27 protein-coding genes and 1 pseudogene are annotated in these 22,751 nt (G+C 73.9%); 4 read left to right on the forward strand and 24 right to left on the reverse strand.

Annotated elements, in window-relative coordinates; all coding sequences use genetic code 11:
- Positions 1-30: 30 nt before the first annotated feature.
- From ACIF6L_RS34190 to ACIF6L_RS34255, 14 genes are all read right to left on the reverse strand, one after another.
- Positions 31-474, reverse strand: coding sequence for a hypothetical protein (locus tag ACIF6L_RS34190; protein WP_396491501.1), 444 nt, complete (start codon positions 472-474; stop codon positions 31-33).
- 107 nt (positions 475-581) lie between these two features.
- The gene (locus tag ACIF6L_RS34195; RefSeq protein ID WP_396491500.1) at positions 582-1,340 is read right to left on the reverse strand and encodes a hypothetical protein; all 759 of its coding nucleotides are present in this window, start codon (positions 1,338-1,340) and stop codon (positions 582-584) included.
- A gap of 43 nt (positions 1,341-1,383) precedes the next feature.
- Complete coding sequence (locus ACIF6L_RS34200) at positions 1,384-1,719, reverse strand: hypothetical protein (RefSeq protein ID WP_396491499.1); 336 nt, start codon at positions 1,717-1,719, stop codon at positions 1,384-1,386.
- A 115-nt stretch (positions 1,720-1,834) separates the two neighbouring features.
- On the reverse strand, positions 1,835-2,350 hold the full coding sequence (locus tag ACIF6L_RS34205; RefSeq protein WP_396491498.1) for an AAA family ATPase: 516 nt from the start codon (positions 2,348-2,350) through the stop codon (positions 1,835-1,837).
- Positions 2,351-2,375: 25 nt separating this feature from the next.
- Positions 2,376-2,867 carry a hypothetical protein gene (locus ACIF6L_RS34210; protein ID WP_396491497.1) on the reverse strand — a complete coding sequence of 164 codons (492 nt, stop codon included), beginning with the start codon at positions 2,865-2,867 and terminating at the stop codon, positions 2,376-2,378.
- 113 nt (positions 2,868-2,980) lie between these two features.
- A complete protein-coding gene (locus ACIF6L_RS34215; RefSeq protein WP_396491496.1) occupies positions 2,981-3,445 on the reverse strand; it encodes a protein kilB in 465 nt (154 codons plus the stop codon).
- Positions 3,445-3,948, reverse strand: coding sequence for a hypothetical protein (locus ACIF6L_RS34220; RefSeq protein ID WP_396491495.1), 504 nt, complete (start codon positions 3,946-3,948; stop codon positions 3,445-3,447). The genes ACIF6L_RS34215 and ACIF6L_RS34220 overlap by 1 nt, the downstream gene beginning before the upstream one ends.
- Before the next feature lie 124 nt (positions 3,949-4,072).
- Positions 4,073-4,318: a hypothetical protein gene (locus tag ACIF6L_RS34225; RefSeq protein WP_396491494.1), complete on the reverse strand. Its 246-nt coding sequence runs from the start codon at positions 4,316-4,318 to the stop codon at positions 4,073-4,075.
- Positions 4,319-4,466: 148 nt separating this feature from the next.
- Positions 4,467-4,706, reverse strand: coding sequence for a hypothetical protein (locus tag ACIF6L_RS34230; RefSeq protein WP_396491493.1), 240 nt, complete (start codon positions 4,704-4,706; stop codon positions 4,467-4,469).
- Positions 4,707-4,787: 81 nt separating this feature from the next.
- The gene (locus ACIF6L_RS34235; RefSeq protein ID WP_396491492.1) at positions 4,788-5,594 is read right to left on the reverse strand and encodes a hypothetical protein; all 807 of its coding nucleotides are present in this window, start codon (positions 5,592-5,594) and stop codon (positions 4,788-4,790) included.
- 83 nt (positions 5,595-5,677) lie between these two features.
- A complete protein-coding gene (gene dnaN / locus ACIF6L_RS34240) occupies positions 5,678-6,889 on the reverse strand; it encodes a DNA polymerase III subunit beta (RefSeq protein ID WP_396491491.1) in 1,212 nt (403 codons plus the stop codon).
- A gap of 24 nt (positions 6,890-6,913) precedes the next feature.
- On the reverse strand, positions 6,914-7,312 hold the full coding sequence (locus ACIF6L_RS34245) for an RRQRL motif-containing zinc-binding protein (RefSeq protein WP_396491490.1): 399 nt from the start codon (positions 7,310-7,312) through the stop codon (positions 6,914-6,916).
- A gap of 127 nt (positions 7,313-7,439) precedes the next feature.
- Positions 7,440-8,084, reverse strand: a complete 645-nt coding sequence (locus ACIF6L_RS34250; RefSeq protein WP_396491489.1) for a hypothetical protein — start codon at positions 8,082-8,084, stop codon at positions 7,440-7,442.
- 148 nt (positions 8,085-8,232) lie between these two features.
- Positions 8,233-8,712, reverse strand: a complete 480-nt coding sequence (locus tag ACIF6L_RS34255; protein WP_396491488.1) for a hypothetical protein — start codon at positions 8,710-8,712, stop codon at positions 8,233-8,235.
- A 122-nt stretch (positions 8,713-8,834) separates the two neighbouring features.
- Between ACIF6L_RS34255 and ACIF6L_RS34260 the strand changes: the two genes are divergently transcribed.
- Positions 8,835-9,050, forward strand: coding sequence for a hypothetical protein (locus ACIF6L_RS34260; protein ID WP_396491487.1), 216 nt, complete (start codon positions 8,835-8,837; stop codon positions 9,048-9,050).
- Positions 9,051-9,057: 7 nt separating this feature from the next.
- Here the strand turns inward: ACIF6L_RS34260 and ACIF6L_RS34265 are convergent, their stop codons facing one another.
- The 10 genes and pseudogenes from ACIF6L_RS34265 to ACIF6L_RS34310 all read right to left on the reverse strand — a co-directional run.
- Complete coding sequence (locus ACIF6L_RS34265; RefSeq protein WP_396491486.1) at positions 9,058-9,252, reverse strand: hypothetical protein; 195 nt, start codon at positions 9,250-9,252, stop codon at positions 9,058-9,060.
- A 72-nt stretch (positions 9,253-9,324) separates the two neighbouring features.
- Positions 9,325-11,646: a hypothetical protein gene (locus ACIF6L_RS34270; protein WP_396491485.1), complete on the reverse strand. Its 2,322-nt coding sequence runs from the start codon at positions 11,644-11,646 to the stop codon at positions 9,325-9,327.
- Positions 11,647-11,737: 91 nt separating this feature from the next.
- Entirely contained in the window at positions 11,738-12,154 is a 417-nt protein-coding gene (locus ACIF6L_RS34275) for a conjugal transfer protein TraB (protein ID WP_396491484.1), read from the reverse strand.
- Positions 12,155-12,168: 14 nt separating this feature from the next.
- The gene (locus ACIF6L_RS34280; protein WP_396491483.1) at positions 12,169-14,604 is read right to left on the reverse strand and encodes a hypothetical protein; all 2,436 of its coding nucleotides are present in this window, start codon (positions 14,602-14,604) and stop codon (positions 12,169-12,171) included.
- A 122-nt stretch (positions 14,605-14,726) separates the two neighbouring features.
- On the reverse strand, positions 14,727-14,948 hold the full coding sequence (locus ACIF6L_RS34285; protein ID WP_396491482.1) for a hypothetical protein: 222 nt from the start codon (positions 14,946-14,948) through the stop codon (positions 14,727-14,729).
- A complete protein-coding gene (locus tag ACIF6L_RS34290) occupies positions 14,945-15,523 on the reverse strand; it encodes a hypothetical protein (protein ID WP_396491481.1) in 579 nt (192 codons plus the stop codon). Before ACIF6L_RS34290 ends, ACIF6L_RS34285 begins: the two co-directional genes overlap by 4 nt.
- Before the next feature lie 259 nt (positions 15,524-15,782).
- On the reverse strand, positions 15,783-17,504 hold the full coding sequence (locus ACIF6L_RS34295; RefSeq protein ID WP_396491480.1) for a DUF2637 domain-containing protein: 1,722 nt from the start codon (positions 17,502-17,504) through the stop codon (positions 15,783-15,785).
- Positions 17,501-17,914 carry a hypothetical protein gene (locus ACIF6L_RS34300; RefSeq protein ID WP_396491479.1) on the reverse strand — a complete coding sequence of 138 codons (414 nt, stop codon included), beginning with the start codon at positions 17,912-17,914 and terminating at the stop codon, positions 17,501-17,503. The genes ACIF6L_RS34295 and ACIF6L_RS34300 overlap by 4 nt, the downstream gene beginning before the upstream one ends.
- 126 nt (positions 17,915-18,040) lie before the next feature.
- Positions 18,041-18,169 (reverse strand): hypothetical protein, encoded by a 129-nt coding sequence (locus tag ACIF6L_RS34305; RefSeq protein WP_396491478.1) that lies wholly within the window; start codon positions 18,167-18,169, stop codon positions 18,041-18,043.
- Between the two features lie 89 nt (positions 18,170-18,258).
- Positions 18,259-18,399: pseudogene (locus tag ACIF6L_RS34310) on the reverse strand (WhiB family transcriptional regulator); the annotation flags it as partial.
- Between the two features lie 204 nt (positions 18,400-18,603).
- Between ACIF6L_RS34310 and ACIF6L_RS34315 the strand changes: the two are divergent.
- From ACIF6L_RS34315 to ACIF6L_RS34325, 3 genes are read left to right on the forward strand one after another with little or no spacing between them, the layout of a single operon-like run.
- Positions 18,604-19,698 (forward strand): tyrosine-type recombinase/integrase, encoded by a 1,095-nt coding sequence (locus tag ACIF6L_RS34315; RefSeq protein WP_396491477.1) that lies wholly within the window; start codon positions 18,604-18,606, stop codon positions 19,696-19,698.
- A complete protein-coding gene (locus ACIF6L_RS34320) occupies positions 19,698-22,178 on the forward strand; it encodes a tyrosine-type recombinase/integrase (protein WP_396491476.1) in 2,481 nt (826 codons plus the stop codon). Before ACIF6L_RS34315 ends, ACIF6L_RS34320 begins: the two co-directional genes overlap by 1 nt.
- A complete protein-coding gene (locus ACIF6L_RS34325; protein ID WP_396491475.1) occupies positions 22,175-22,726 on the forward strand; it encodes a DUF6262 family protein in 552 nt (183 codons plus the stop codon). Before ACIF6L_RS34320 ends, ACIF6L_RS34325 begins: the two co-directional genes overlap by 4 nt.
- Positions 22,727-22,751 lie beyond the last annotated feature (25 nt).

The raw sequence follows: 22,751 nt of genomic DNA on the forward strand, positions 1-22,751 counted from the left end.
CGAGGGGCGGCCCCTTCACCGTGTCAAAGATCAGGCAGAGGCGAAGACATCCGTACGGTCCAGGCCGATCGCTCGGCTGACGGTGGCGAGGGTGGCGGTCCAGTCGCCGGCGTGGTGAACAGCGCGGTCGTCGACGTACGCGGCCGCGCCGAGCTTGGTGTTGGTGACGAGGATCGGACCGCCCACCACGGTGTAGTACGCCCGCTCAGGATCCGGGTCGACGAACGCCGCCAGGCCGGAGTACCAGGTCACCCAGTCAGCCACCTCAGGCAACCACCGGCTTCCCCGCGCCGTGTAGACGAACACCGCCCTGTGCGCGGCGAGCAGGCGCAGCGCTTCGATCGCTCCGGGCTGTGGCAGGCCGATGCGGCCGCCGAGCCAGGGTCCGGGCTGGGTGAGTGTGCCGTCCAGGTCCAGGCCGACGGCCTGGCTGGCGGGGCTGTCGGGGCTGGGGGCGATGACGGTGCGGGGCATGCGGTCCTCCGGGTCGGCGGTGGAAGTGTTAATGGGGAGCAGCGCGGTCCGGCCCCGCTGGTGGGACCGGACCGGGGCGCTGCCGGGTTCGTCGGGCGCAGCGGGTGTTAGAAGGGCGGCTCCTCCGAGTAGCCGCCGACGAAGAGGACCTCGCGGGCTTCGGGGTCCTGGTCGTCCTCGTCGTCCAGGTCGCGGTGGTCGTCCGGGTCGCCGTACTGGTCCTCGTCGCGGTAGTGCTCGGCCTGGTCGGCGTCGGCGTCGGCGGTGTCCGGGTCGAGGGTGCCGGCCTCGGCGAGGCGGTCCAGGAGAGCGACGAGTTCGGCGAGGGTGTGGACCTCGATCGGGCGCTCGCCGTCGGCGACCAGGTAGTAGGTGCGGGCGCCCGTGCCGTAGCGGTCGGTGGGGGCGGGCAGGCACAGCAAGTGGGCGTCCGGCGTGAGCCCGCAGGTGGCGCTGCCGTCGCTCGCGCCGACCCAGTTGGCGGCCTGGGTGAGACTGCCGGAGCCGTGGTCGAGGGCGTGGGCGCAGGTGGCGGCGCGGTGCGCGGCGTCGGCGGCGGCCTCGGTCGTGAGCTGGGCCAACGAGGGGGACGTCGCCGGGGAAGCGGTCGCCGGGACGGTGCAGCCGTAGGCGGGCAGGCCGAGGCGGCCGCGCAGGGGGCGGCGCAGCAGGGTGGTGGCCTGGTCGGCGAGGCACAGGGCGAGGGCGCCGGCGGCGGCGGTGAGGGTGAGGCGGGTTTCCATCGGCCGGTGGGCGAGGGCCCGGTAGGTGGCGAGGCCGGCGGCGGCTCCGGCGACGACGGTGGCGGCGCTGTCGGCGGTGTCCAGGGCGGTGGCGAGCATGCGGGTGCGGGCGGTGTCGGTCATCGGGGGTGTCCTTCCGGTGGGTGGTGCGCGGGGTGTGGGGAGGTCAGATCCAGGCACCGGTGGGGTCGTCGCTCGCCGGCTCCGGCCCGGCGGCGTCGGCCGGGGTGGGGGCCGGCTGGTTGAGGAGGGCCAGGAGGAGGTCGGCGACCTGGGGGACGCCGACGCGGATCCACGGCTGGGGGCAGCAGTCGTACAGGCCGTCGACGCCGGGATGGATCGGGGCGCGGCTGAGGTGGTCCTGGTCGCAGGCCGGGGCGATGGCGGGCAGGTCGTCCAGGCAGACCAGGCGCCAGGTGCCGGGCAGCGGCCGGTCGGCGTGCCGCTCGATCTCGCGCTGCGCTGCGGCACGCAGGGCGGCCAGGTCGGGGGAGGAGATCATCTGGGGTGGCTCCGTGGTTGCGGTGCGGGGCTCGGCCGGGTGGCCGCGCCGCGCACCAGAGCGCCCCGCCGATCCGGCTGGGTGCCGGTGGCGGGGCGGGCGCTGGTGGGCAGCGTCAGGACCCGGAGAAGCGGTGCAGTCGGATCTCGTCGAACCCTTCGCCGGCGAGCAGCTCGCGGGCGGAGCGGACCATGCGGTGCTGCCAGCGCATGATGTCCTCCGGCACCCGCCGCTCGGCCGGCCGCTGCGCGTTCCTGGCCAGACACACCGGCAGTGGCGTGTCCACCCACGTCGCCACCACACGGCGGCCGTGCTGGTGGCCGAGCTCGACCAGCTGCGCCCTGTGGTGTGCCTCGGCCGACGTGTTGTCCACCCAGGTCGTTAGGCCACGTCGCAGCCTCATGGCGAGGATCTGGTTCTGCAGCAGGACGGCGTCGGCGGTCGCCTCCTGCTGGCCGGCCGAGTCCGCGACGACGGCGCGCAGGCTGTCCAGGCTGATGACCTGGGTGGGCGGGAGGTGGCGCAGCAGGGTCGACTTGCCCGAGCCACTGGCCCCGATCATGACGACCAGGTCGCCGGGTTCGGCCGGTGTCAGGACGTTGTCGAGGGCGGAGGACTGGGTGGAGAGCATGGGCGATCCCTTCGGTGGGCGGGTGTCAGTGGGAGAGGACGGCGGCGGCGATGGTCTCGAAGCCGTGGTGGACGGCGGCGTCCATCCGCGCCGCGCCGTTGATGCCGTGGTCGGCCAGGCGGTAGAAGTTGCCTTTGCCGGTGGCCTCGGCGAACCGCTCCAGCAGCCCGCCCGAAACCCTTCGATCAATGGCGTAGTGGGTGAGTCCCGAGATGGCGAGCGCGGCGGCGAGGTGCCGGGGGCGCAGGCGCAGGCCGAACGCGCGGGAGCCCAGGAGAAGGGCCGCGGCCTGGGTGGCGGAGTAGGTCAGGCAGTGAACCGCGCACGCCTTTCGGCCGGCCTTCGTGCCGTGGACGGTGCCGTCGTCGCCGACGGCGGGAGCGTCGTCGGTGGCGCCCTTGGTGCGGGCACAGAAATCCGACTGCACGAGGTGGTCCCCGATGTCCGCTGCGGCGCGCAGCAGGGCGTAGGAAGAGGCGAAGCGGGCGGCGCGGTCCGTGCGGGCGGTGGTCTTCACGGCGGGTTCCTCCGTCGGTGGCGAGTGTGCGGCTCTCCGCCGCTTCGCCCCAGGGCCGGGGTGGCACCTGGGGCGAAGCGGCGGAGAGCCGGGTGGGGGCACGGGCTGGTGGGTCAGGCCAGTTGCTCGGCGGCGGCGGCGACCAGGCGCTCGCTGGTGGCGGCGGCTTCGGTGCGGGCCTGGTCGAGGGCGCTGTGGTCGGCGGCTGCGCGCATGGCGTAGGTGGCGTGGGCGGCCTCTTCCGCGGCGGGGGCGAGGCCGGGGGCGAGGATGGAGAGGGTGACGAGCGGGGCGGTGATGTCGGAGCGGGTGCGGTGGCTCTCGCTGCGGGCCTCGGCGTACACGGCGTCATCGGCGCCGGTCAGGCGCAGTCGCTCGCGGGCCCACATGGCGCGGCGGTGCGCGGCGAGCGCGGTCACCAGGGCGGTGACGGCCTGGACGAGTTCGCGGCGCCGGTCCTGGGCAGTGCGCTCGGTCCGCTCGGCGCGGGCGGCACGGTGCTGGAGCGCGGTGACGGTCAGGGTGCCGGCGAGGGTGCCGACGACCCCGACCAGGGCGATGGCGAGCTCGGCGGCCATCAGGCACCGGGCCGGTGCGCAGCGGTGCGGGCGGGGCGGTGGCCGGTGATCGCCTCGGGCTTGCGGGACCACCGCACGTAGTCGACGGAGCCGGCGGCGTAGGTGGTGGCCATCATGCTGCCGGAGTGGTCGATCGCGTCGTGGAGGCGGTCCAGGCGCTGCCAGGCCAGGCGCAGTTGGTCGAGCACCCAGGCCCGGTCATCCCCGGTGAGGGACGGGCCGGCGGCGGCGAGGGCGTCCAGGCGCTGGCTGTCGTGGACGCCCGCCGCGAGGAATCGGTCGACCCGCTCGGCCTCCTCGGCGGTGAGCTTGTCGGCGAGGCGCCGGCCCTCCTCGGCGCGCGGGTCGTCGTGGTAGCCGGCGAAGCTCCGCTCGGAGAGGGCGAAGCGGGCCAGCTCCCAGTCGGACGCGCCGTCCGCGACGCTCTCCGCGAGGAAGACGCGCTCGGGGCGGGCAAAGGGCGCGTGGACGGGCTGGGTGGGCGGGGTGGTGTCGGTGTTCACGGTGTCCTCCCGTGGTCGGTGCCGGCCGGGCGGCCGCGCCGCGCACCGGAGCGCCCCGCCGATCCGGCTGGATGCCGGGGGCGGGGCGCGGGCCGGTGGGCAGCGTCAGTGCCCGGGACGGCGGTCAGTCCAGGCCCGCGCGCAGCTCGTCAGCGCGGGCCTGGGCGCGGCGGGCCATCTCGGGGTTGGCGCCGGCGCCTCGGGCCGCGGCTTCGGTGAGGGTGCGGATGAGGGCCTGGCGGCTGGCCTGGTCCAGGGACGGCATGGGTCGGCCGTCGCGCCTGGCCGCCCACCGTGCGGCGAGGGGTTCGAGGTCGCGCAGGTCCATCCGGTGCTGCGGTTCGGCCGGAGTGCTCTCGTTGGTGGCCATCGGGGTGTCCTTCCGGTCAGGAGGGTGCGAGCGATCTCGCCGGGATGGTTCGGCCGGACGGCCGCGCCGCGCACCACGACGCCCGCGGCCCCGGCCTGGCTGGCCGGGTACGGCGGGCGTCGTGGTGGGCAGCGTGAATGCCCGGAGATCAGTGGAGGGCGCTCCAGACGATCAGCAGAAGCACGGCGGCCGCGATGAGGACAGCCTTCGGCGAGATGCTGGTGGAGGCCTCCAGGCGCCGTATCTCGGCGTAGATGGCGTCGCATTCGGCCTGGAGTCCGGCGTGCGAGGTGGTGCCGGGGGTGAGGCCGGACAGGGTCGCGGAGCGGGCGTGGAGCTTCTCGTAGAGGGCGGCGATCTGTGCGTCACGGGACATCCCCCAGGACACGGGTTCTCCTTCAAGTAGCGGTGCTCGGCAGGTTCGGTCGCCCGGGTGGCGGCCCCTCCCGGGCCGCCACCTCGGGGGCGGTCAGTGGTCGTCGGGGCGGCTGGTGCGCCGGCCGTCCCGGTCGACGACCAGGACCGTTTCGATGCGGGGCTCGGGGACGGTGACCTGGATGGTGACCGGCACCGGCTCGGGGGCGGCCACCGAGATGTCCGACGCGGGGGACGGCTCGACGGTGACCTCGTTGACGACCGTGGTGTGGGTGGTGATCCACGACCCGGTCAGCGCGAGCGCCACCAGCGCGGCCCACAGCAGCGCGGCCAGGCCGGCCGCGACCGGCCGCCCCGGCCCGGGAGTGCCGTCCCACACCATGACGGCGGTCACGGCGCCGAACGTGACCGCGCCGAGCTGCGCCCCAGCGGAGCCTGCGGTGCGCAGGCCCCGCCACAGGATCAGCAGGCCGGTCGCGGCCCAGGCGGTGTAGAGGGTGGCGGGTCCGGCGGGCAGGCCCTGCCCCCGTTCGGCGAGGCTGCGGTGGATCGGATCGTCGACGGTGTGCCAGACCTGGGCTGCCGGGGTGGCAACGTTGGCCGGGTCGAGGAGCCAGTGCCCGGTGGCCAGGACGTACGGGCCGACCGCGAGGACCAGGAGGACAACGGAGGCCAGGACGCCGAGGGCGGCCAGGCCGAACCCAGCGTCGGTGAGGTACGGGTAGCGGTCGAGCAGCGGCACGATGTTGCGCAGTCGGCGGCGCGGCTCGGGGTGCCAGATCAGGTCCGGCCGCTCGTTGGGCTCGTCCGGGCCGAGCGGGGGCACCGGGCCGAGCGTGGGAAAGACCAGGTCGCCGTCGTCGTCGTGGCCGGCGGGCTGGTCGGGGGCGTGGGTGGTCATGGGCTGGGGCTCCTCGGCAGGGTGAGCGGATCGGTGAACAGGCGGCCGGTGCGCCCGAGTGCGGGGCGGGCCGGCCGGGCGGGTCAGGAGCTGAGCCGGACCGGCATCAGGGTGTGCCGGTATTCCAGGTCGGTGCTGTCGCCGCCGGCCCCGGCGAGGGCGGCGGGCTTAGTCGGCTCCGTGATGCCGATGCGGACCTCGGGGGCGGCGATGGCGCGCAGCGCGTCGGCCAGGAAGCCGGGGTTGAACGCGATGGTGAGACCGTCGCTGACGGTGCCTTCGAACTGGGCGGGGATGCGCTCGGTGGCCTGGGCGTCGTCGCCGCTTCCCGCCTCCAGGCGCAGGTGCTGGCCGTCGGCGACCAGGCGGATCGGGGTGTTGGCGGCGGCGACCAGGGCGACGCGCTTGATGGCGTCGGCGGCGTGGGCGGTGTCGACGGTGATGGTCACCTCGGCGTCCGCGAGGTCGGGGAGCATGCCGACGAAGCGGGGGAACTCGTAGCCCTCCAGCAGACGGCACAGGAAGGTGCGGCGGCCGGCGGCGAGCACGAGCTGTCCCTGTGACCAGCCGGCGCGCAGCGGGTGCTCGCCCGCGAGGGCCTTGGCGGCGTCGGCCAGCGAGGCGGCCGGCACCAGCGCGGTGAACGCGGCCCGGCGCTGAGCCTCGGCGTCGGTGGCCTGGTCCTGCGCGGCCTTGCCCTTGGTCTTGGGGGCGGCCTTGCTCGCGGCGGGGACGGTGCCGGTGGGGTGGACGGTGAGGTCGCGGACGCCGAAGCGGTAGCGGTCGGTGGCGGCCAGGGTCAGCACGTCGCCGTTCAGCTGGAGCTGGATGCCGGTCATGGCGGGGGTGGAGTCGTCGCGGCCGGCGGCGATGAACGCCTGCGCGGTCGCGTCGGCGAAGTCGTCGGCGGTGACGGTGAACACCGTGTCCGGGGCGGCCGGAAGGGCCGGGTACTCCTCGACCGGCAGGGTGGGCAGGGTGAAGCGGGCGGCGCCGGAGGTGACGAGCAGCCGGGAGGCGGTGAGCTCGATGTCGACCTCCGCGTCCTTGGGCAGGGACTTGGCGATCTCGTTGAGCAGCCGCCCCGAGACGAGGGCGCGGCCGTCGCCGGCGATCTCGGCGTCCAGGCGGGTGGCCGCGGCGACCTCGTAGTCGAAGGCGGACACGTGCGGGCCGTCGGTGTCGGTGGCGAGCAGGATGCCGGCGAGGACCGGCACGGCCGGCTTCGCGGGCAGGGCACGGGCGACGAAGGCGACGGCGTCGGCGAGCGGTCCGGCGAACAGGCGCATCTTCATGGTGGTGGCCTTTCTGCGGGCGGGTCAGGACGTGGTGGCGGTGAGGGCGGTGAGTTGCTCGCGCTCGGCGTCGGTGAGCTCGGAGCACGGGAGGCAGCTGCCGAGGGTCTTGAGCGGCAGGCAGTGGTCGTAGCGGGTGCGGCAGATCGGGCAGGTCTGGCGGGCGGCCATCGCGCGGTCCAGGGCGGCGGCGCGGCCCGGCGTCATCGGCCGGACCGGCAGCGCCTGGGCGGCGCGGTAGAGGTAGGCGATGCGCTTGCCGTACCTGCACACGACCTGTGCGGCGGGCTCCTGGCCGCCCGGCCGGAGGCCTTCGGCGCGCAGCTGGCGGCGGGTGCGCAGGCCGGGGTCGGCGTAGCGCCAGGGCCAGGTGGGCAGGCCGCCGTGGTGCTCGCCGGTGGGGTCGAGGTCGGGTGCGCGCACGGCGGCGTCTCCTGTCTGGTCGGTGGCCGGTCGGCCGGTCCCGTCTCCGGACGCGCCGCGCCCGCCCGGCCGGGGTCGGCGGGGCGGGCGCTGTGCGGGCCGGCGGCGAGGCCGGTGGACCGGCCGGTCAGCCGTTGTTGTTGGTGATGCCGCCGCGGCCCCAGGCGGTCTGGCGGCCGATGCTGGTCTGGTGGGTGCGGTGGACCAGGGCCAGGACGGTGCCGGTCGCGGAGGCTCCGTCGCCGCTCGCGGACGCGCCCGCGCCGGAGGTCCCGGTCGCGACGGAGCGGAGCTTGCCGAGCAGGCCGGCGACGCCGAGCATCACGGCGGCGACCAGGACGGCGGCCCACTTGAGGAGGTCGCCGAGCTGGTCGGCGTGCGGGGCGACCTCGGCGACGGCCGCGCCGAGCATCCACACCGCGCCGCCGGCGGCGAGCGAGGCGATCGAGCCGTAGAGGACGTACTGGCGCACCGCGAGCGGCAGGCCCGGGTCGGCCGCCGGGGCGGTGCTCCGGGCGGCCCGCGCGGCGTTGTGGGCGGCGAGCTGGGCGGTCATCGCCTTCACGTGAGCGATCGGGTCGTGGACCGGGACGGCGGCGGCCTGGCCGTCGACGAGCGCCGGTACGGACGTGGTGTCCCCGTTGTCCACGCGCATGGAGACGGCGACGATCTCGCCGTCGACGAGGGCGGGCACGTAGCCGCTCTCCAGGAGGATGACTTTCTGCGGGTCGAGGGGCTGGCTGGTCTCGTGGGTGCGGTCGCTGCCGGTCACGGCGGGCTCCTTCGGGGCGGCGGTGCGGGCGGGGGGAAGCGTGCTGTGCGCGGCGCCGGGCGCCTTCTGAGGCCGCCGGGCCCACCCGGTGGCGGGCGGGTCCGGCGGCCCCCGGAGAGGCCGGGAGACGGGCTGTCAGAGGGTGGGATCAGTCCTCGTCGGCTTGGCGGCGGTCGGGGAGGATCTCGGTGTGTCCGGGCAGGTCGAAGTGCAGGCGCAGGCCGACGGGCCAGGCGTCCAGGTGGGTGGTGGAGGCGGTGAGGACGGTGTCGACGGCGGCCTTGCGGCCGGTGACGAGCAGGCGCTTGAGCAGGTGACCGAACTCGTCACCGCCCAGCAGCTCGTGGACGAGTTCGACCCGGTCGACGACCAGGCGGACGCGCGGCTCGGCCTCGGTGGGGGTGTGCTCCCGGCCGGTGGCGTGACGCTTGTCGACCTCGGCGAGCAGGTCGGTGAGCAGCTGCTGGGCGCCGTCGGGGCCGGTGTGCCGGTCGGCGCCGGCCAGCTCCTTGGTGGGAGTGATGGCCCAGACGGCGGTGGTCGGGTCGGCGGCGTGGGCGGCGATGAGCTCCTGGAGGCGGTAGGTCTTGCCGGAGCCGGTACGGCCGATGATGAGGTGGTTGGTCACGGGGTTCCTTCCGAAGTGGTGCGCCCGCATCCCGGGGCGGGAGTGCGGGCGCGTTGTGGTGGGAATCGGCCCGGTGGGGCCTGGTGGGGCGTCAGGCTGGTGCGGACCGGAGGGGAGGCGTTGTGGGCTGGTTGTGGGACAGCGGGCCGCGGGTGACGGAGTTCGACGCGGTGGTCGACGAGGACGGCACGATCTGGGACGCGTTCACCGACGAGGACGGTGTGCTGTGGCTCGACGCGGACGAGTCGGTGGAGGTGACGGTGACCGGCGTGATCATCGGTAACCGGATCTACGACGCCTGGGTGCTGGACGACGGGTCGCTGTGGATCCCGGACTGAGCGGTGGTCAGGGCTTCACGGAGCTGGTGACCTGGGCGCCGCCGTCCAGGGCGGAGCGGATCGGCTCGGCCAGGCCGGTGGAGGCCAGCAGGAACCCGAACAGGACGGCGACGACGGCGGTGCCGATGCTGGCGCGGCCGTTGCGGACCAGGACGACCAGCAGGATGCCGAACAGGACGACGCCGGAGACGGACACGATCACGGAAGTGCTCCTTCGGGAGTGTGCAGCGGGCCCGGCCGATTCGGCCGGGCCCGCTGTCGTGGTGGTTGCCGGTCAGTGCCGGACGGGCTGGGGGACGATCTGCCACCAGCCGTGGCGGACCTTGGCGACCAGGCCGAGGTCCTTGAGGTCGGTGAGCTCGTTGGCGACGGTCTTGGTGGGCAGGCCACGCGCGGCGACGGCCGTGCGGATGTCCTTGGCCTGCATCGGCTCGCCCGCCGCGGCGAGGACGTCGAGCACGCTCTCGCGCACGGTGGCGGCCTCCGGCGCGCTCTCCTCGGCGAACACCGCGTCCAGCGGGTCCACCTCGTCCTCTCCCGTCTCCGCTCCGGCCGGGGCGGTGGCGGGCCGGGGCGGTGCGTACACCGTGTCGCCGTCCTCCCCGTCGGCCTCGCCGCGCAGTAGCCGCTCGGCCTTGGCGAGGGCCCGGACGTACTCGGCCTGGAAGATGGCGTCCTCCTGCGGGCTGAGGACCGGGATCGGCGCGGACTCGTACAGCTCGATCAGGCCGGGGAAGGTCTTGCCCTCCTTGACGGCCTTGAAGGTGCGGGCCTTGTAGAGCTGGCCGCCCTGGATGAGCCAGGCGACGCCGGCGGTGACTGGGCCGCGGGCTGCCTCCTCGCCCTTGAACGCGGCGTCGATCGCGTCGGCGGCGCGGAAGTAGCGCGGGATCGGCTCGATCCGCATGCCGGGCGGCAGGACGCCGTCGGCCGCCATGTGCTGGGTGGTCGAGCTGTTGGTGCGGCCCAGCGAGACGGTGCCGTTCTTTGCGTTCGCGCGGATCTTGTCCTTGTCGCCCAGGTCCTCCAGGTGGATGGACTGGGCGGCGAAGCGGATGCCCTTGCCCATCTTGCGCCCCGTGGACTGGAAGGCGGAGATGTTGCCGACGACCCACTTCTTGAAGTCCGGCTGCACATCCGCGTCGGCAGCGAGGATCAGGTTGAGCTCGTCCAGGGTGAGGTTGACCAGCCGCCAGGGCTTGCCGATCTCGAACGCGCCCCAGCCGTTCTCCGAGCTGACCTTCTGCCGGTACTTGGCGACCGCGTACACGGCGGCCAGCGTCGCACCGACCGCCGCGATCCCGGCCCCGAAGTGGTAGACGCGGCCGTTGGCCTCCGGCAGCGACATACCGTCCTGCGCGTCCGCGACGATCGACACGACGCCGGAGATCCGCTCGGAGGCGATGATCGTGTTGAGGGTCACCGACTTGCCGGCACCCGGCGCGCCGACGAACAGGTCGGTCACCGCGCCCAGCGCCGGGTCGTACAGCGGCAGGCGGGCCGGGCGGCCGTCGTGGCGCAGCCCGAGCTGGATCCGCCCGTCCGCGTCCATCGTCAGGTCCTCGACGGTGGCACAGCGGATGTCGATCAGCGGGTGCTCCTCGTAGAAGGAGACGACGCCGTCGCCCAGGCCGTCGGTCTCCACCACGACCAGGTCGTGGTCCTTGATGCCGAGGGCGCGGGCGATCGGGCGCTGCGGCAGCTCGACCAGGCGGCCCTCGGCGGCCTCGACGCGCACGACGATCCGGTTGGGCTCGGTGCGGTGGTCGACCAGGTGCATGCCGGGGGCGGCGCCGCCGTCGGCGGCGACCTTCTCCGCCCACAGCCGTTCGAACGTCCACGCCTGCTCTTCGGCGGCGAGGGTGGGGCGGGCGGTGAGCAGCATCCGGCCCGGCCCGGAGCCGTTGATCGGGGTGAGGGTGACGGTGCCGGCCGGGAAGTCGAAGGTGCCGGCGAGCTTGGCCTCGTCGACCTTGGGGACGACCTTGCCCTGCTGCGCGACGATGACGGCCTGGAAGTCCGGGCGGTCGTCGGCGTACTGCCTCACGGCGGTGAGGCGGGTGCCGGTGGCGTGGCCGGCGGTGTCCCACATCCGGGCGAGCAGGCCCGGGTAGCCGGGCTCGTACACCGTCCCGGCCGGTGTGGGCGGGGCGGCGGGCTGCTGCGGGACGGGGGCGGGCGGCAGGGCTTCGGGGACGAGGCCGGCGGCGCGCGTGATGGGTGCCCACCAGGCCATCAGGGCGCCCCAGGCCGCGGGCCCGGCGAGCTCCCACCAGGAGGAGCCGGACTGGACGACGCCTGCGGTGTAGAGGCCGGCGTAGCCGAGCAGCGGCAGGGCCCGCTGGCATGAGCGCAGGAGGCCGAACTCGTCGCCGTCGCTGCTGGTGGCCTTGCGGTAGAGCCACCAGCAGCCGGCGCCGAGGGCACCCCAGGCGCCGAGGTGGGACCACGGGCCGTCGTCGAGCTGGGGGCCGATGGCGGTGGCGACGGCGGCGGTGGCGTGGGCGAGGCGCTCGGTGGTGGCACGGTGTCGGATGACGTGGGCCGGCACCGTGCGCGCGGTCGTGGGGGGCGGGGTGTGCTGGGCGGTGGCCACGGGGCCGGCCTCCTTCGTGATCGGGGCGGGTGCAGGTGTGGCCGCGCCCGGGGTTCGGGCGCGGCCACAGGGGACGTTGGGTGGTGGGTGGTCAGCGGCGGAAGAAGCCGGGCTTGGGCTGCCGGTAGGCCGAGGACTGGTTGACTTCGTAGATGCCGCGGTACTCGCCCTGGTGGGCGTCGCGGAAGGCCCGGGACTCCTGCTCGACCTGGTCGGCGGTGCGCGACAGCTCGCCGGAGGCGGTGGCCACCTGGTCGAAGGCCCGCCCGACCTCCTCGATCATGGCGGTGTGGCGCTGGTCGACGTCGGCCTGCCCGGCGAGTTCGGAGACCCGGCGGGCGGTGCCGGCGTTGTCCTCCATGTGCCGCTGCAGCTTGGCCATCTCGTGCTTGAGCGCCAGGGCGGCGGCCGCCAGGCGCACCGTGCGCGCGGACAGCGCCAGGAACCCGGCGCCGCCGCCGTCCCCGGCAGCGACCTCGCCGCCGGGGACGTGGGTGATCTCGGTCATCGGCTGTTCTCCTCTCAGCTCTCGTTGTGGACGCGGGCGCTGGGCACCGCCAGGCCGGCGTCGATGGTGGCCGTCTCGTAGGGCTGGTACGCCTCGCGGACGGAGTTCTCGGCGCTGTCGGCCGCTTCGGCGGCGTTCAGCGACTCGCTCTGCATCTCCTGCGCCTTGCGGGCCAGCAGGTCCATCTGCTCGGACAGCTTGGCCATCGCGGCCTGCGTCAGAGTGCCGATGACGTTGTGGTGCACCGCCAGGTCGGCGGCCAGCTGGTCCAGAGCGCGGCGGATCTGCTGCGCCTTGGCGGCCAGGACCACGCACTGGTCGTGCGTGGCGAAGCCGTCGGCGGACAGGACCTCCATCGCGGCGAGGACCTCGGTGAAGCTGATCTCGGTTTCGTGCTGGGCGTCCATGCCCTGCACCTGGGCGCCGCGGGACTGCGCGGGCAGCGACACGGACCCTCCTCTCGTGGGTGACGTGGCCGGCACCGGTGCGGGCGCCGGGCCGGTGGCGGGGGTGGCCGCCGCGGGTGCGGGCGGCATGGGGATCGGGCGGGTCGTGCCCGGGCGGGCGGTGTGCTTCTCGGGGGCCGCGCCGAGCGGGGCCGGGCCGGTGGCGGCCAGGCCCGGCGCGTTCGCGTACCGGGCGCGGGTGCGGGCGTCGGGGCGGCCGTTCACCCAGATCCCGGTGATCTCCTCACCGCCCGCGGCGGCCGTCCCCGCCGACTGGAACGGCGACTGCCGACCCGACCCGGTGGTGGAGCCGGTCCCGGTCGGGCCGGGCGGCGGGGGTCCGGCGTTGCCCTGCGCCTTGGCGTGGGCCCGGCTGCGGGCCTTGCCCCACCAGGCGCGGGGCCCGCCGCCCGTCTTCTTCCCGCCCTTCTTCGCGCCCGGCCCGGTGGACGAGCCCGTGGTGGGCGTGCCCGCGGCTGCGGACGAGCTACCCGTCGTGGCGGAGGCCGGGCCTCCCTTCCCCTTCTTCCTCTTGTTCTGCACCGGCGGCTTCCAGACCGGGGTGAAGTTCTTGCGGCGGGCCCGGAGCCGGGCGGCAGCCCTCTTGTTGATCGCCTCGCCCAGCGTGACCCGGCCCTGTGCCTTGCGCTTGAGGAACCGCCGGCACCGGCGGCACCGGCACTTGTCCCTCATGACCCCGCCCCAGGTGCCGTGATCCGCACCGGACACGCGCGTCTTCGACGGGCGGCGCGACCCGGGGCCGGGCTGCGCACCGGCGGCGCCGTTCGGGCCGCCGGCGGTCTTGTTCTTGCCTTTGCGCAGGGTGCCCTGCCCGGTAGCGCCGGACGCCCCGGCCGGGGCCTTCACCCGGCCGCCGCCCTTCCCGCCCGGAGCACCCGGCCCCTGGGCGGGACCGTTCGTGCCCTTGTCGCCCTGCTTGCCGCCGCCCTTGCCCAGGGTGGATCCGCCGCCCTGAGAAGGCCTGCGGACCGCACCCGGCCCCCACTTGCCGGGCTGCGGCGGCTTGTCCGGGCCGGTGCCGCCCGAACCGCCCGCGCCCTTGGACCGGCCACCGGCGCCATCGCCGCCCTTCGACCGGCCGCCCGCACCGTCCGTACCCTTGGAGCGGTCCGAAGCGGAGGGGCCCTTGGACCGGCCGCCAGCACCATCGCCGCCCTTGGAGGGGCCACCGCTGGTGTCGCCGCCCTTCGACCGGCCGCCCGCACCGTCCGTACCCTTGGAGCCGTCCGGACCCGAGGGGCCCTTCGACTTCTGCCCCGAGGACCCGCCGGCACCGGCCGAACCGCCGTTGCCCCGGTCGCTGGTGCTGCCGGACCCTCCCGCCCCACCCGTACGGCCACCGCCGGAAGAGCCGGAGCCGCCCGACCGTCCACCGCCCGAGCCGCCGGAGGAACCGGAGCCGCCCGACCGTCCACCGCCGGAGCCGCCTGCACCGCGCGACCCGCCGCCCGCACCGCTCGAGCGGTTCAGCTGCTGGCGGCCCCACTCATGCGAGGGCTGCACCCGGTCCTTGCCCTTCCCCTTGCCCGGGGAGGACTCCTTCTCCTTGCCAGTGCCGTCGCTGTCTGCACCGGCGGCGTCCTTCACCGCCTGGCGCTGCTCGCGGCTGGCCCGCCAGCCGGTGACGGCCGAGTGGATCCCGCGCAGCGCCGCCACGGCGACCGCCAGAACGGCGGCCGCCGACAGGGCGCCCAGGCCCGGCGCCGCCTCGCCCTCCGGGCCCGGTGCGGCCTCGGCGCGGAACGCCGCCGGGACCTCTCCGGGCACCGGCGCGGGTGCCGGTTCGATCACTGCCACCGGCGCGGTGGCGGGCACCGCGAGGGCTGCCAGCACCTCCATCGGGGAGCGCCGGCGGCCCGGCTCGGGCTGTGCGAAGGGGACCGGCTCCGGCTCCGGCGTAGCCGGCTCGGGGGCAGCGGGCGGGGCCGGCGCGTACCCGATCCGGGGGAAGTGGATCACATTGTCGTCGTCGTTTTCGTCCACGGCACGCCTCCTTTCAGGGTTGACAGAGAGTCACGGATTTGGGAGCCTCACGCGCGCACGCGTCGAGCGCGCGTTGGCCCCTGCGATCTGCGTCCCGGGCCGGGTGAACATGAAGATGAACTTCACCCTGCGTGGTCGAGGAAGAACTGGTGCAGCTGCGCTTCGAGCTTGCGGAACAGCTCGACGCTGCCCTGCTTCTCGGCCTGCGCGGCGAGGGTGCGGCAGGCGTCGAACCACACCGCCGCGCGGTCCGCCGGCGTCGTCGCCGAGGCCTGCTTGGCGTTCCAGTGCTTCGCCTTGTTCTGGGCCCGGCGGCTCCCGCCGGGCCCTGCGGCGGTCGTCACCGGGCCTCCTTCCGCAGGAAGAAGTCAGCGATCGACGGGGGCGCCGCGGGCTCGGCGGCGGGCGCCTGAGCGAACGGCGCCGGCTGCGGCGGCAGATAAACCGGCGCCTGCTCGGCCGCCTCCGCCCCGACCTGCACGGTCGAGTCGACCGGCACCTGGCCCCCGAGCTGCGCGGCCGACTTGTGCAGCGACTTCGCCGCCCACGCGGCCGTCTGACCAGCCGTGACCTGCTTGCGCTGCGCCCGGCGGTCCTTGCGCTCCAGGCGCTTGGCCTCGGCCGCCTCCCGGCGGCCGGGCAGCTCCAGCACGTCGTTGAGGTACACCGCGTACAGCGCCTCGGCCGCACCTGCCGCCCGCTTGGACGCCTTCTCCATCTTCCGCAGCTTCCCGGCGACCTTCCGGGCCCGGCGCTGCCCGGCCATGAGGCGGTCACCGTCGATCGTCGTGCTGCGCAGGCGCTGCTCGACGACGTCGGCAAGCTGCCCGTACTGGCGGGCGTCCTCCAGGTGCTGGTCGCGCTGGGCGGCGGTGAAGCCCCGCATCCCGGAGTTGGTGAACAGCTGATTGAGGTCCATGGTTCGGCTCTCCTTTCGAGAGCGTGCGGTCAGGCAGCATGTGCCGACTGACCTGGGGTGATGGGTTTTCGGACCCGGGCTCCGGCCGGATGGCCGGGTCGTAGAGTGGTGCTCGGCGCTGCGGCGCCTTCGGCGGTCACCAGGGCATGACGAGTGCCCTGGTGGCCACCGGAGAGGCCGTGCTCCCTGTGGTGCGCTGTCCGCTCGGGCCGGTCAGGGCCGGTAGCCGGTGCGGATCAGCTCGTGGGCCCGGCGTGGCTCACGCGGCGTCGGCGTAGCCCTCACGGCCCTCGGCCGCCTGGGTACGGCGCTCGGCGAGGATCTGACGGGCCCGGTTACGGCGGTCCTGGCGGGTGCCGCCGGTAACGCCGAGGGCATCCTCGATGTAGCTGAGCGTGACGACCTCTTCGCCGAACTTCTCGATGAGGTCAGCGACGATCAGGGCCTGCCGCTCGGCCGGGCTACGGGTCGCGGACTCGTGGGCTACGGCCGCCGCCTCCAGGGCTACGGCCATCTCCTTCTCCAGCTCGGCGGCCTCGGCCTCGGCCAGCGCGGCGAGGCGCTTGTCCTCGGCCGCGCGGCGCTCGGCCTCAGCCTCGGTCACGACCGCCTGAGCCCGGGTTACGGACGCGGCCTCCAGGGCTACGGCCGCCTCCCGCTCCGCCTCCGCCTTCTTACGGATGGCCTCGGCGGCGGCCTGCTCGGCCAGCGCCTTCGCCTCGGCCAGGCGGGCCTGCTCGGCGTCGGCCAGGGCCTGCTGGCGGGCCTGCTCGGCCGCCGCCTCGGCCTGCTGGCGGTTGGTCTCCAGCTCGGCCAGACGGGCGTCCTCGGCCGCCTGACGCTCCAGCTTGTCGCGCTCGATCTGCGCCATGAGCTGCGCCTCTTCGGCACGAGCGCGGATCTCGGCGGCCTCGGCCTCCGCCTGGGCGGTGGCCTTCGCGGCCTCGGCGGCGGCCTCGGCGCGCAGCCGGTCGGCGTCCGCGTCGGCCTTCGCCTTCTGGAGCTGGAGGGTCAGTTCGTGGTTCCGTACCACCGCGTCGGCGGCCGTACGGGCTTCCTGCTCCGCCCTGATCCGCTCGGCCTCGGCGAGGAGGCGCTCCGCTTCGGCGCGGGCCTTGGCGGAGTCGATGGCGGCCTGGCGCTCGACCGCGGCGAGGGCTTCCGTAGCCTCCTCCTCGGCCATCCGTAGGGCCAGCGCCCGCGTCCGTACCTCAGCCTCGTGCACCCGTACGGCGTCCCGCTCGATCCGCTCGGCGGGCCGGTTCAGCGCCGCCTCCACCGTGATGCCGTAGGGGGCGAGCGTGAGGGGCATCAGCTCCTGTCGTGAGGCCTCCTTCTTCCACTTCTTGCCGTAACGCTGGGTGAGCAGCTCGCGGTAGACGATCCGCTCCTGCTGAAGGCGCAGCGCGGTGTCGTAGGAGCGGATCTCCCACAGCTTCATCTGCCGGGCGATGCGGGTGGTGGAGAGCGGGGAGAGCAGCCAGCGGGAGAAGCGGACGCCCTCCATGCGCTGGCGGCCGCGCAGCCGGCCAATGTGCCCGGCGTACAGGTGAGCGGCGATCTCCGAGAACACCACCCAGAGGGCCGCGAGGCCGGCGTGCCCGGCGGCCGCGGTGCCGGACGCGCCGGCCTGCCAGTTCAGCCAGATCGTCAGGCCGGTGAGCGCCCGCGGCACCCACTTCACCCAGGCGGCCTCCCGCTCCCAGCGGATCAGCAGCAGGTTGACGATGCCGAACGCCAGGATCGCCAGGTCGACCGCGACCGGGAGCATCCACGGCTCCTCCCAGCCCCAGCCGCCCTCGGCGACCGGCATGGCGGCCTTGGCCTCGACCGCCTTGTAGGAGGCGACCAGGCCGATGGTGGAGACGCCGACCGCGAGCGCCGCGCCGGCGCCCGCGAGGCACTTCTCCCACGTCGCCAGCACGATCCGCTGCGCCGCCGGCGCCGCCTGGTCGTCCTTCACGTACACGCTGTCGCTCACCGGAGCGCCCCTTCCGTCTTCTTCGCGGTGGTGGTGCCGGGCTCGGCCGGGACGCCCCGGCAACCGGCGGCGTGCTTCTCGGCGCGGGCCCGCTCCAGCTCGGCGAGCAGTGCGGCGACCGTGCGCTCGTGGGTGGCGAGCAGGCGCTGCGCTCCGGCGCCGGCCTCCGCAAGCTCCTCGCGGTGGAGGCCGGCGCCGGAGCGGAGCTCGTCGGCGGTGCCGCGTGCCGCAGTCAGCTCGGCCCGCACCGCGGTGAGGTCGCTCAGCGCGGAGACCAGGTTGCTGGCCAGGCGGCGCCGCTTGTCCTCACTGATCTCCAGGCGGCGGGCGTGGTCGGTGAGGGCGGTCTCGGCCTGGTCAGCGCGGTGGCGCAGCGCGTCGAGCCTGCGGGTGGTGGTGATGGTCAGCACGGAGGATCTCCTTCGTCCGGCGATGCAGGGGACAGTGGGTGCGTCGGGCACCGACGAACACCGCCGCGCCCGGCCCCGGATGGTGCTGGGGCGGGCGCGGCGGCGAACGACAGCAACCGACGGCGGTCAGTGGGCGAGCAGGACGACGAGCAGGACGATGACCGGGCTGGCCATGCCGAGCAGGTAGAGGAGGTCCATGGGGTTGCGCATGAGGGTTCCCTTCGGGGGTGGGTGGGTGGGTGGGTGGGGTGTCACGGGCCCCGGATCGCCATGCCGGCGGTGCCCGGGGTTGACGGCGCCTGAGCGGGCTCCGTCGATCGTGGGCGGGGGTCGGGTCGCGCCGGTCAGGTGGCGCGGGCGCGGTTGCGGGAGGCGCGGCGCTTCATCGCCCGGCGCTCGGCCTCGCTCATGCCGCCCCAGACGCCGGCGTCCTCGCCGGTCTCCAGGGCCCACTGAAGGCAGTGCTCCATGACGGGGCAGCGGCGGCTTCTCTGGGGTTTGAATCGGTGTGGTGTGACGTGGTGTGAGGGGTGTCGTTGAACCCTTGGGGACTCGTTCTCGGGGGGTGTGGCTCTGTGGCGGGTCGTTGCACAAACCGCCTGATCATGGAGTTGCATATGCGGGCCTTTCCTGTGGTTCTGCCCTCGGGTGTGAGGTACTGGACGGTCGTTGACGATGACGTTCAGGTCGTGCCGTTGGCCGACCAGTGGCTTCGGTTTCTGCGGCTCGGGCGGAGCCGGGCCGAGCTGACGACCAGGGCGTACGCGGGCGGTGCCGCGCTCTACCTGCGCTGGTGTCAGGTGACAGGGCGGCGGTGGACGGCGGCGGCGCCGCATCTGGGGTTGTTCATGCTCTGGCTGAAGCACACGCCCTCGCGTCCGGCCGATGGCTCGGCGGCCGTGGTGCCTGGGCCGGGGGCCAAGCCGGCGCGGTTCGAGCGCCGGGTGAACGGGGTCCTGACGGCAGTGCGCGGTCTGCTGTCGTACGCGGTGTCGGTCGGCGAGGCGCCGCGGTCGGTGCTGGGGCAGATCTACGAGCTGGCCGACAGCCGGGACTTGCCGCTGGAGGCCCAGGGCGAGGACAGCGGATTGTCGTATCGCCTCGCGGTCCGCCACCGGGTCCAGGAACCGGAGACCGAAGTCGACCGAGCCTCGGACGAGGAGATGGTGGCCATGTTCCTGGCCTGCCGCAACGCCCGGGACCGGCTGATCGTGCTCCTGCTCGGCCGGGTGGGACTGCGGCGCGGACAGGTGGCCGGCCTTCACCGCACCGACTGCCACCTGCTGGCGGACTCCAAGGCGCTCGGCTGCGATGTCCCCGGGCCGCACGTCCACGTTCAGCGCCGGGACAACGCCAACGGAGCGTGGTCGAAGTCGACGAAGCGGTGGGCGATGCCCGTGGACTTCCTGGTGGTCCAAGCCTTCGACCAGTATTTCGACGAGCGGTTCCGGGTCCTCGGGGCCGGCGGCAGCGACTTCCTGCTGGTGAACCTGTTCCGCGCGCCGCTGGGTGCGCCGATGCCGCCGGACGCGGTCGGCGACCTCTGCGAGCGTCTCACCAAGCGTGCGAAGCTGACCCGCAACGTCGGCCCGCACATGGCCCGCCGCGCGTTCGGCAGCAACGTCTCGGATTCCGGGGGTTCCCCGGACGAGGTGCAGGCCCTGCTCGGGCAGAAGCACCCGGCCTCGGTCCAGCCTTACCTGATCCCGGACAAGTCCCGGCTGCGGGAGGCGATCGAGCGGGTTCCCTCGCCGCGGGCCTTCGACTGGCGCGGTGAGAGCTGATGGCGACTCCACGGCCGCTGCTCGCACAGGAGCCGGACCCGCGCACCCACGAGCTCATCGATGCGCTCGACACCACATTCCTGAACCTCCTGAGCTGGGACTGGGAGAGGCGGGTGATCGTCTGGCCGAAGATCCACCCGATCCTGGGTATGCCCGACTGCCAGGTCCCCGACTGCACGAAGGGCACCCAGTTCGGCAGGCCGATCTGCGAGGGCTGCTTCAACCGCCGCCGGGACTCGGGGCTGAGCCCCGAGGAGTTCATGAAGATCGCGCGGCCTCCGGTGTTCCGCAACGTCAGCCAGGAGCTCTGCTTGGTCCGCGAGTGCCAGCGGCCCTGGCACTCCGTGCTCTCCAAGCTCTGCGACGCCCACCTCTACCAGCGCCGCCGCCTCAACCTGGGCCTGGAGGAGTTCGTGCTCCGGCCCTCGGTCCAGCCGCTGCCCGGCTTCGGTGAGTGCCGCGTCGCCGCGTGTTACCGGCTGCGCTACAGCGGGCGGCTCCTCTACTGCACGTCGCACCAGAACCGGCGGAGCAGGGACCTGAGGCTCGGGTTCGACGGCGACGAGCGCACCTGGCAACTGACCACCTCGGCGATCGCGGTCGACCGGGAGGTCAGCCTGCGGGGCCTGCCCGACCGGCTGGCGGCCGAGCTCCTCTACTGCCTGCAGGTCCGCACCCTGGCCGGGGCGAAGACCGCCGACCACAGGCTGCGGGTGATCGCCGACGTGTTGCGGGTGCTCGGGGCGGTGAGCCTGGAGCCGCTCGACGAGGAGGCGATGAAGGCCGGCGGGATGTCCCCGGACTCCCGAATGATTGTCCGGGGCGGGCAGAAGGCCCTGCGCCGGCTCGGTGCCACTCCGGAGACCGAGTCCCTCAAGGACGTCTGGGACCTGGCAGTCTTCGGCCACAGCGGATCGTTGGACTTCACCAAGATCCATCAGCGGCCTCTGCGCGAGGCGGTGAAGATCTGGGCCACCGACGAGCTTCCCCGGCGGCGCGGGAAGTCGGTCCGCCATGCGATGCAGAACATGCTCGCGGGCATCGTGGCCCTGTCGGAGAGCCTGCGGCTGCAGCGGCCCGATGGCGGCCACCTGCCCGTTCTCCTGGGCCGTACCGACATGGTGAACTTCCTGAACCGGCTCGCGTTCCTGACCGAGACCGGCAAGATCAGCCCCTACACGCGGATCAACCTCGTCCGGTACGCCCGGCAGATCACGAACCGGGTCCGCGTCCTGGGCCTGACCGGCCCTGGCCAGCCCCTGGAGGGCATGCCCGCCGGCTTCGGCCTGTCCCTGCAGGACATCCCGGACGAGCCGGAGGACACCGAGGCCGGCCGGGACCTGCCCGATGAGGTGATGCGGCAGCTCTGCGACAACCTCGACCTTCTGGAGAAGTCCAGCAGCCGCGAGGTCAGGATCGCCGTCGAGCTGCTGATCGACACCGGCCGGCGCCCGGACGAGATCGCCACGCTGAGGCTGGAGTGCCTGCGCAAGGACCCGGACAGCAAGCTCACCCTGGTCTATGACAACCACAAGGCCTACCGGCTGAGCCGGACCCTGCCCGTCTCGAAGGCGACCGCGGCCGTGATCACCGCCCAGCAGGAGGTGGTGCGGCGCCGGTTCCCCGACACCCCGGCCTCCGAGCTGAAGCTGCTGCCCAGCCCGGTCGCCAACCCGGAAGGCAAGAAGTCGATCACCACGATCGGCGATCCCCACCGGGCCTGGGTCGATTCCCTGCCCGACTTCCTGGTCCCGGCCGTGGTCGAGGAGGACGGCCAGCCGAAGCTGGTGATGCTGCCCTTCGACAGATCCAAGATCTTCCTCTATGCCTATCGGCACTCCTTCGCCCAGCGTCACGCGGACGCGGGCGTCAAGCCGGAAGTCCTCCAAGTCCTCATGGATCACCGGGAGTTGGCAACAACGCAGGGCTACTACCGGGTCAGCGAGGAGCGCAAGCGCGAGGCCGTGGACCGGGTGACGGCCCTGCAGTTCGACCGACACGGCAACCGGGTCTGGCGCAAGGTGAAGGGCCTGCTCGACTCCGAGCACGTGCGCCGCGCGATCGGCGAGGTCGCCACCGCCTACGGCGTCTGCCTGGAGCCGAACAACGTCTCCGCCGGCGGCCACGCCTGCCCGCTCCGGTTCCGCTGCGTCGGCTGCGACCACTTCCGCACCGACGTCTCCTACCTTCCGGACCTGGAACGCTACCTCGCCGACCTGCTGCGGAGCCGGGAACGGCTGATGTCCGCCTTCGAGGCCGACGACTGGGCCCGCTCGGAGGCACTGCCCTCCGAGGAGGAGATCCGCCGGGTCCGGCGGCTGGTCAGCCGGGTCAAGGCCGACCTGGACGACCTCACCCCGGAGGACCGGGCACAGATCGAGGAAGCCGTCGCGGTGGTCCGCCGAGGCCGCACCATCATGCTCGGCCTGCCCAAGATCGGCCAGCCCGAGCCCGACGTTCGCCCCTGGAGCAACAGGTGATCCCTGCGATGCGCGACGGCCGCCAGGCCGACACCGAACGAAGGCGACAGCGTGTCGCCACCGCGGTCATGAACGCCGCCAAGGACGGCACGCCGATCAGCGTCTCGGCGATCGCCCGGCAAGCCGGTGTCGACCGCACCTTCCTCTATCGGCACCGCGACCTGCTCGCGCTGGTCCACGCAGCCGAACTCCAGCCCGCGGGCCAGGACCCAGACGGAAGCTCGCCGGTCAGTCGGGCCTCGTTGCAGGCCGACCTCGCCTACGCCCAGGGCCGCAGCGTCCGCCTGACCACGCGCATCCAGCAGTTGGAGAAGCGGTTGTCCGAGGCGCTGGGCGAGCAGGCGTGGCGCGAGTCGGGCCTGGGCGCCCCTGCCGACATCGACGAACTCCAGCGGACCATCACCCGTCTAGAGCAGGCGAACGTCGAGCTGGCTGCCGCTCTGGACGAGGTCCGGGGCGAGCTCAGCGCCGCAAGGGAGGCCAACCGGGACCTGACCCGGGCCCTAAACCAGCAAGGCCGATCACGGGACCAGGTGTCCTCTGGCTAGAGATCTTGAGGGAACGGCAGCGGAC

This window comes from Kitasatospora sp. NPDC086009, from assembly GCF_044540385.1.
GTDB lineage: Bacteria > Actinomycetota > Actinomycetes > Streptomycetales > Streptomycetaceae > Kitasatospora.

What these genes read in the sequence shown, in the direction of transcription:
- ACIF6L_RS34190 (WP_396491501.1), bottom strand. Translation starts at nt 474, where the DNA reads ATGCCCCGCACCGTCATCGCCCCCAGCCCCGACAGCCCCGCCAGCCAG.
- ACIF6L_RS34195 (WP_396491500.1), bottom strand. Translation starts at nt 1,340, where the DNA reads ATGACCGACACCGCCCGCACCCGCATGCTCGCCACCGCCCTGGACACC.
- ACIF6L_RS34200 (WP_396491499.1), bottom strand. Translation starts at nt 1,719, where the DNA reads ATGATCTCCTCCCCCGACCTGGCCGCCCTGCGTGCCGCAGCGCAGCGC.
- ACIF6L_RS34205 (WP_396491498.1), bottom strand. Translation starts at nt 2,350, where the DNA reads ATGCTCTCCACCCAGTCCTCCGCCCTCGACAACGTCCTGACACCGGCC.
- ACIF6L_RS34215 (WP_396491496.1), bottom strand. Translation starts at nt 3,445, where the DNA reads ATGGCCGCCGAGCTCGCCATCGCCCTGGTCGGGGTCGTCGGCACCCTC.
- ACIF6L_RS34225 (WP_396491494.1), bottom strand. Translation starts at nt 4,318, where the DNA reads ATGGCCACCAACGAGAGCACTCCGGCCGAACCGCAGCACCGGATGGAC.
- ACIF6L_RS34235 (WP_396491492.1), bottom strand. Translation starts at nt 5,594, where the DNA reads ATGACCACCCACGCCCCCGACCAGCCCGCCGGCCACGACGACGACGGC.
- dnaN (WP_396491491.1), bottom strand. Translation starts at nt 6,889, where the DNA reads ATGAAGATGCGCCTGTTCGCCGGACCGCTCGCCGACGCCGTCGCCTTC.
- ACIF6L_RS34275 (WP_396491484.1), bottom strand. Translation starts at nt 12,154, where the DNA reads ATGACCGAGATCACCCACGTCCCCGGCGGCGAGGTCGCTGCCGGGGAC.
- ACIF6L_RS34290 (WP_396491481.1), bottom strand. Translation starts at nt 15,523, where the DNA reads ATGGACCTCAATCAGCTGTTCACCAACTCCGGGATGCGGGGCTTCACC.
- ACIF6L_RS34320 (WP_396491476.1), top strand. Translation starts at nt 19,698, where the DNA reads ATGGCGACTCCACGGCCGCTGCTCGCACAGGAGCCGGACCCGCGCACC.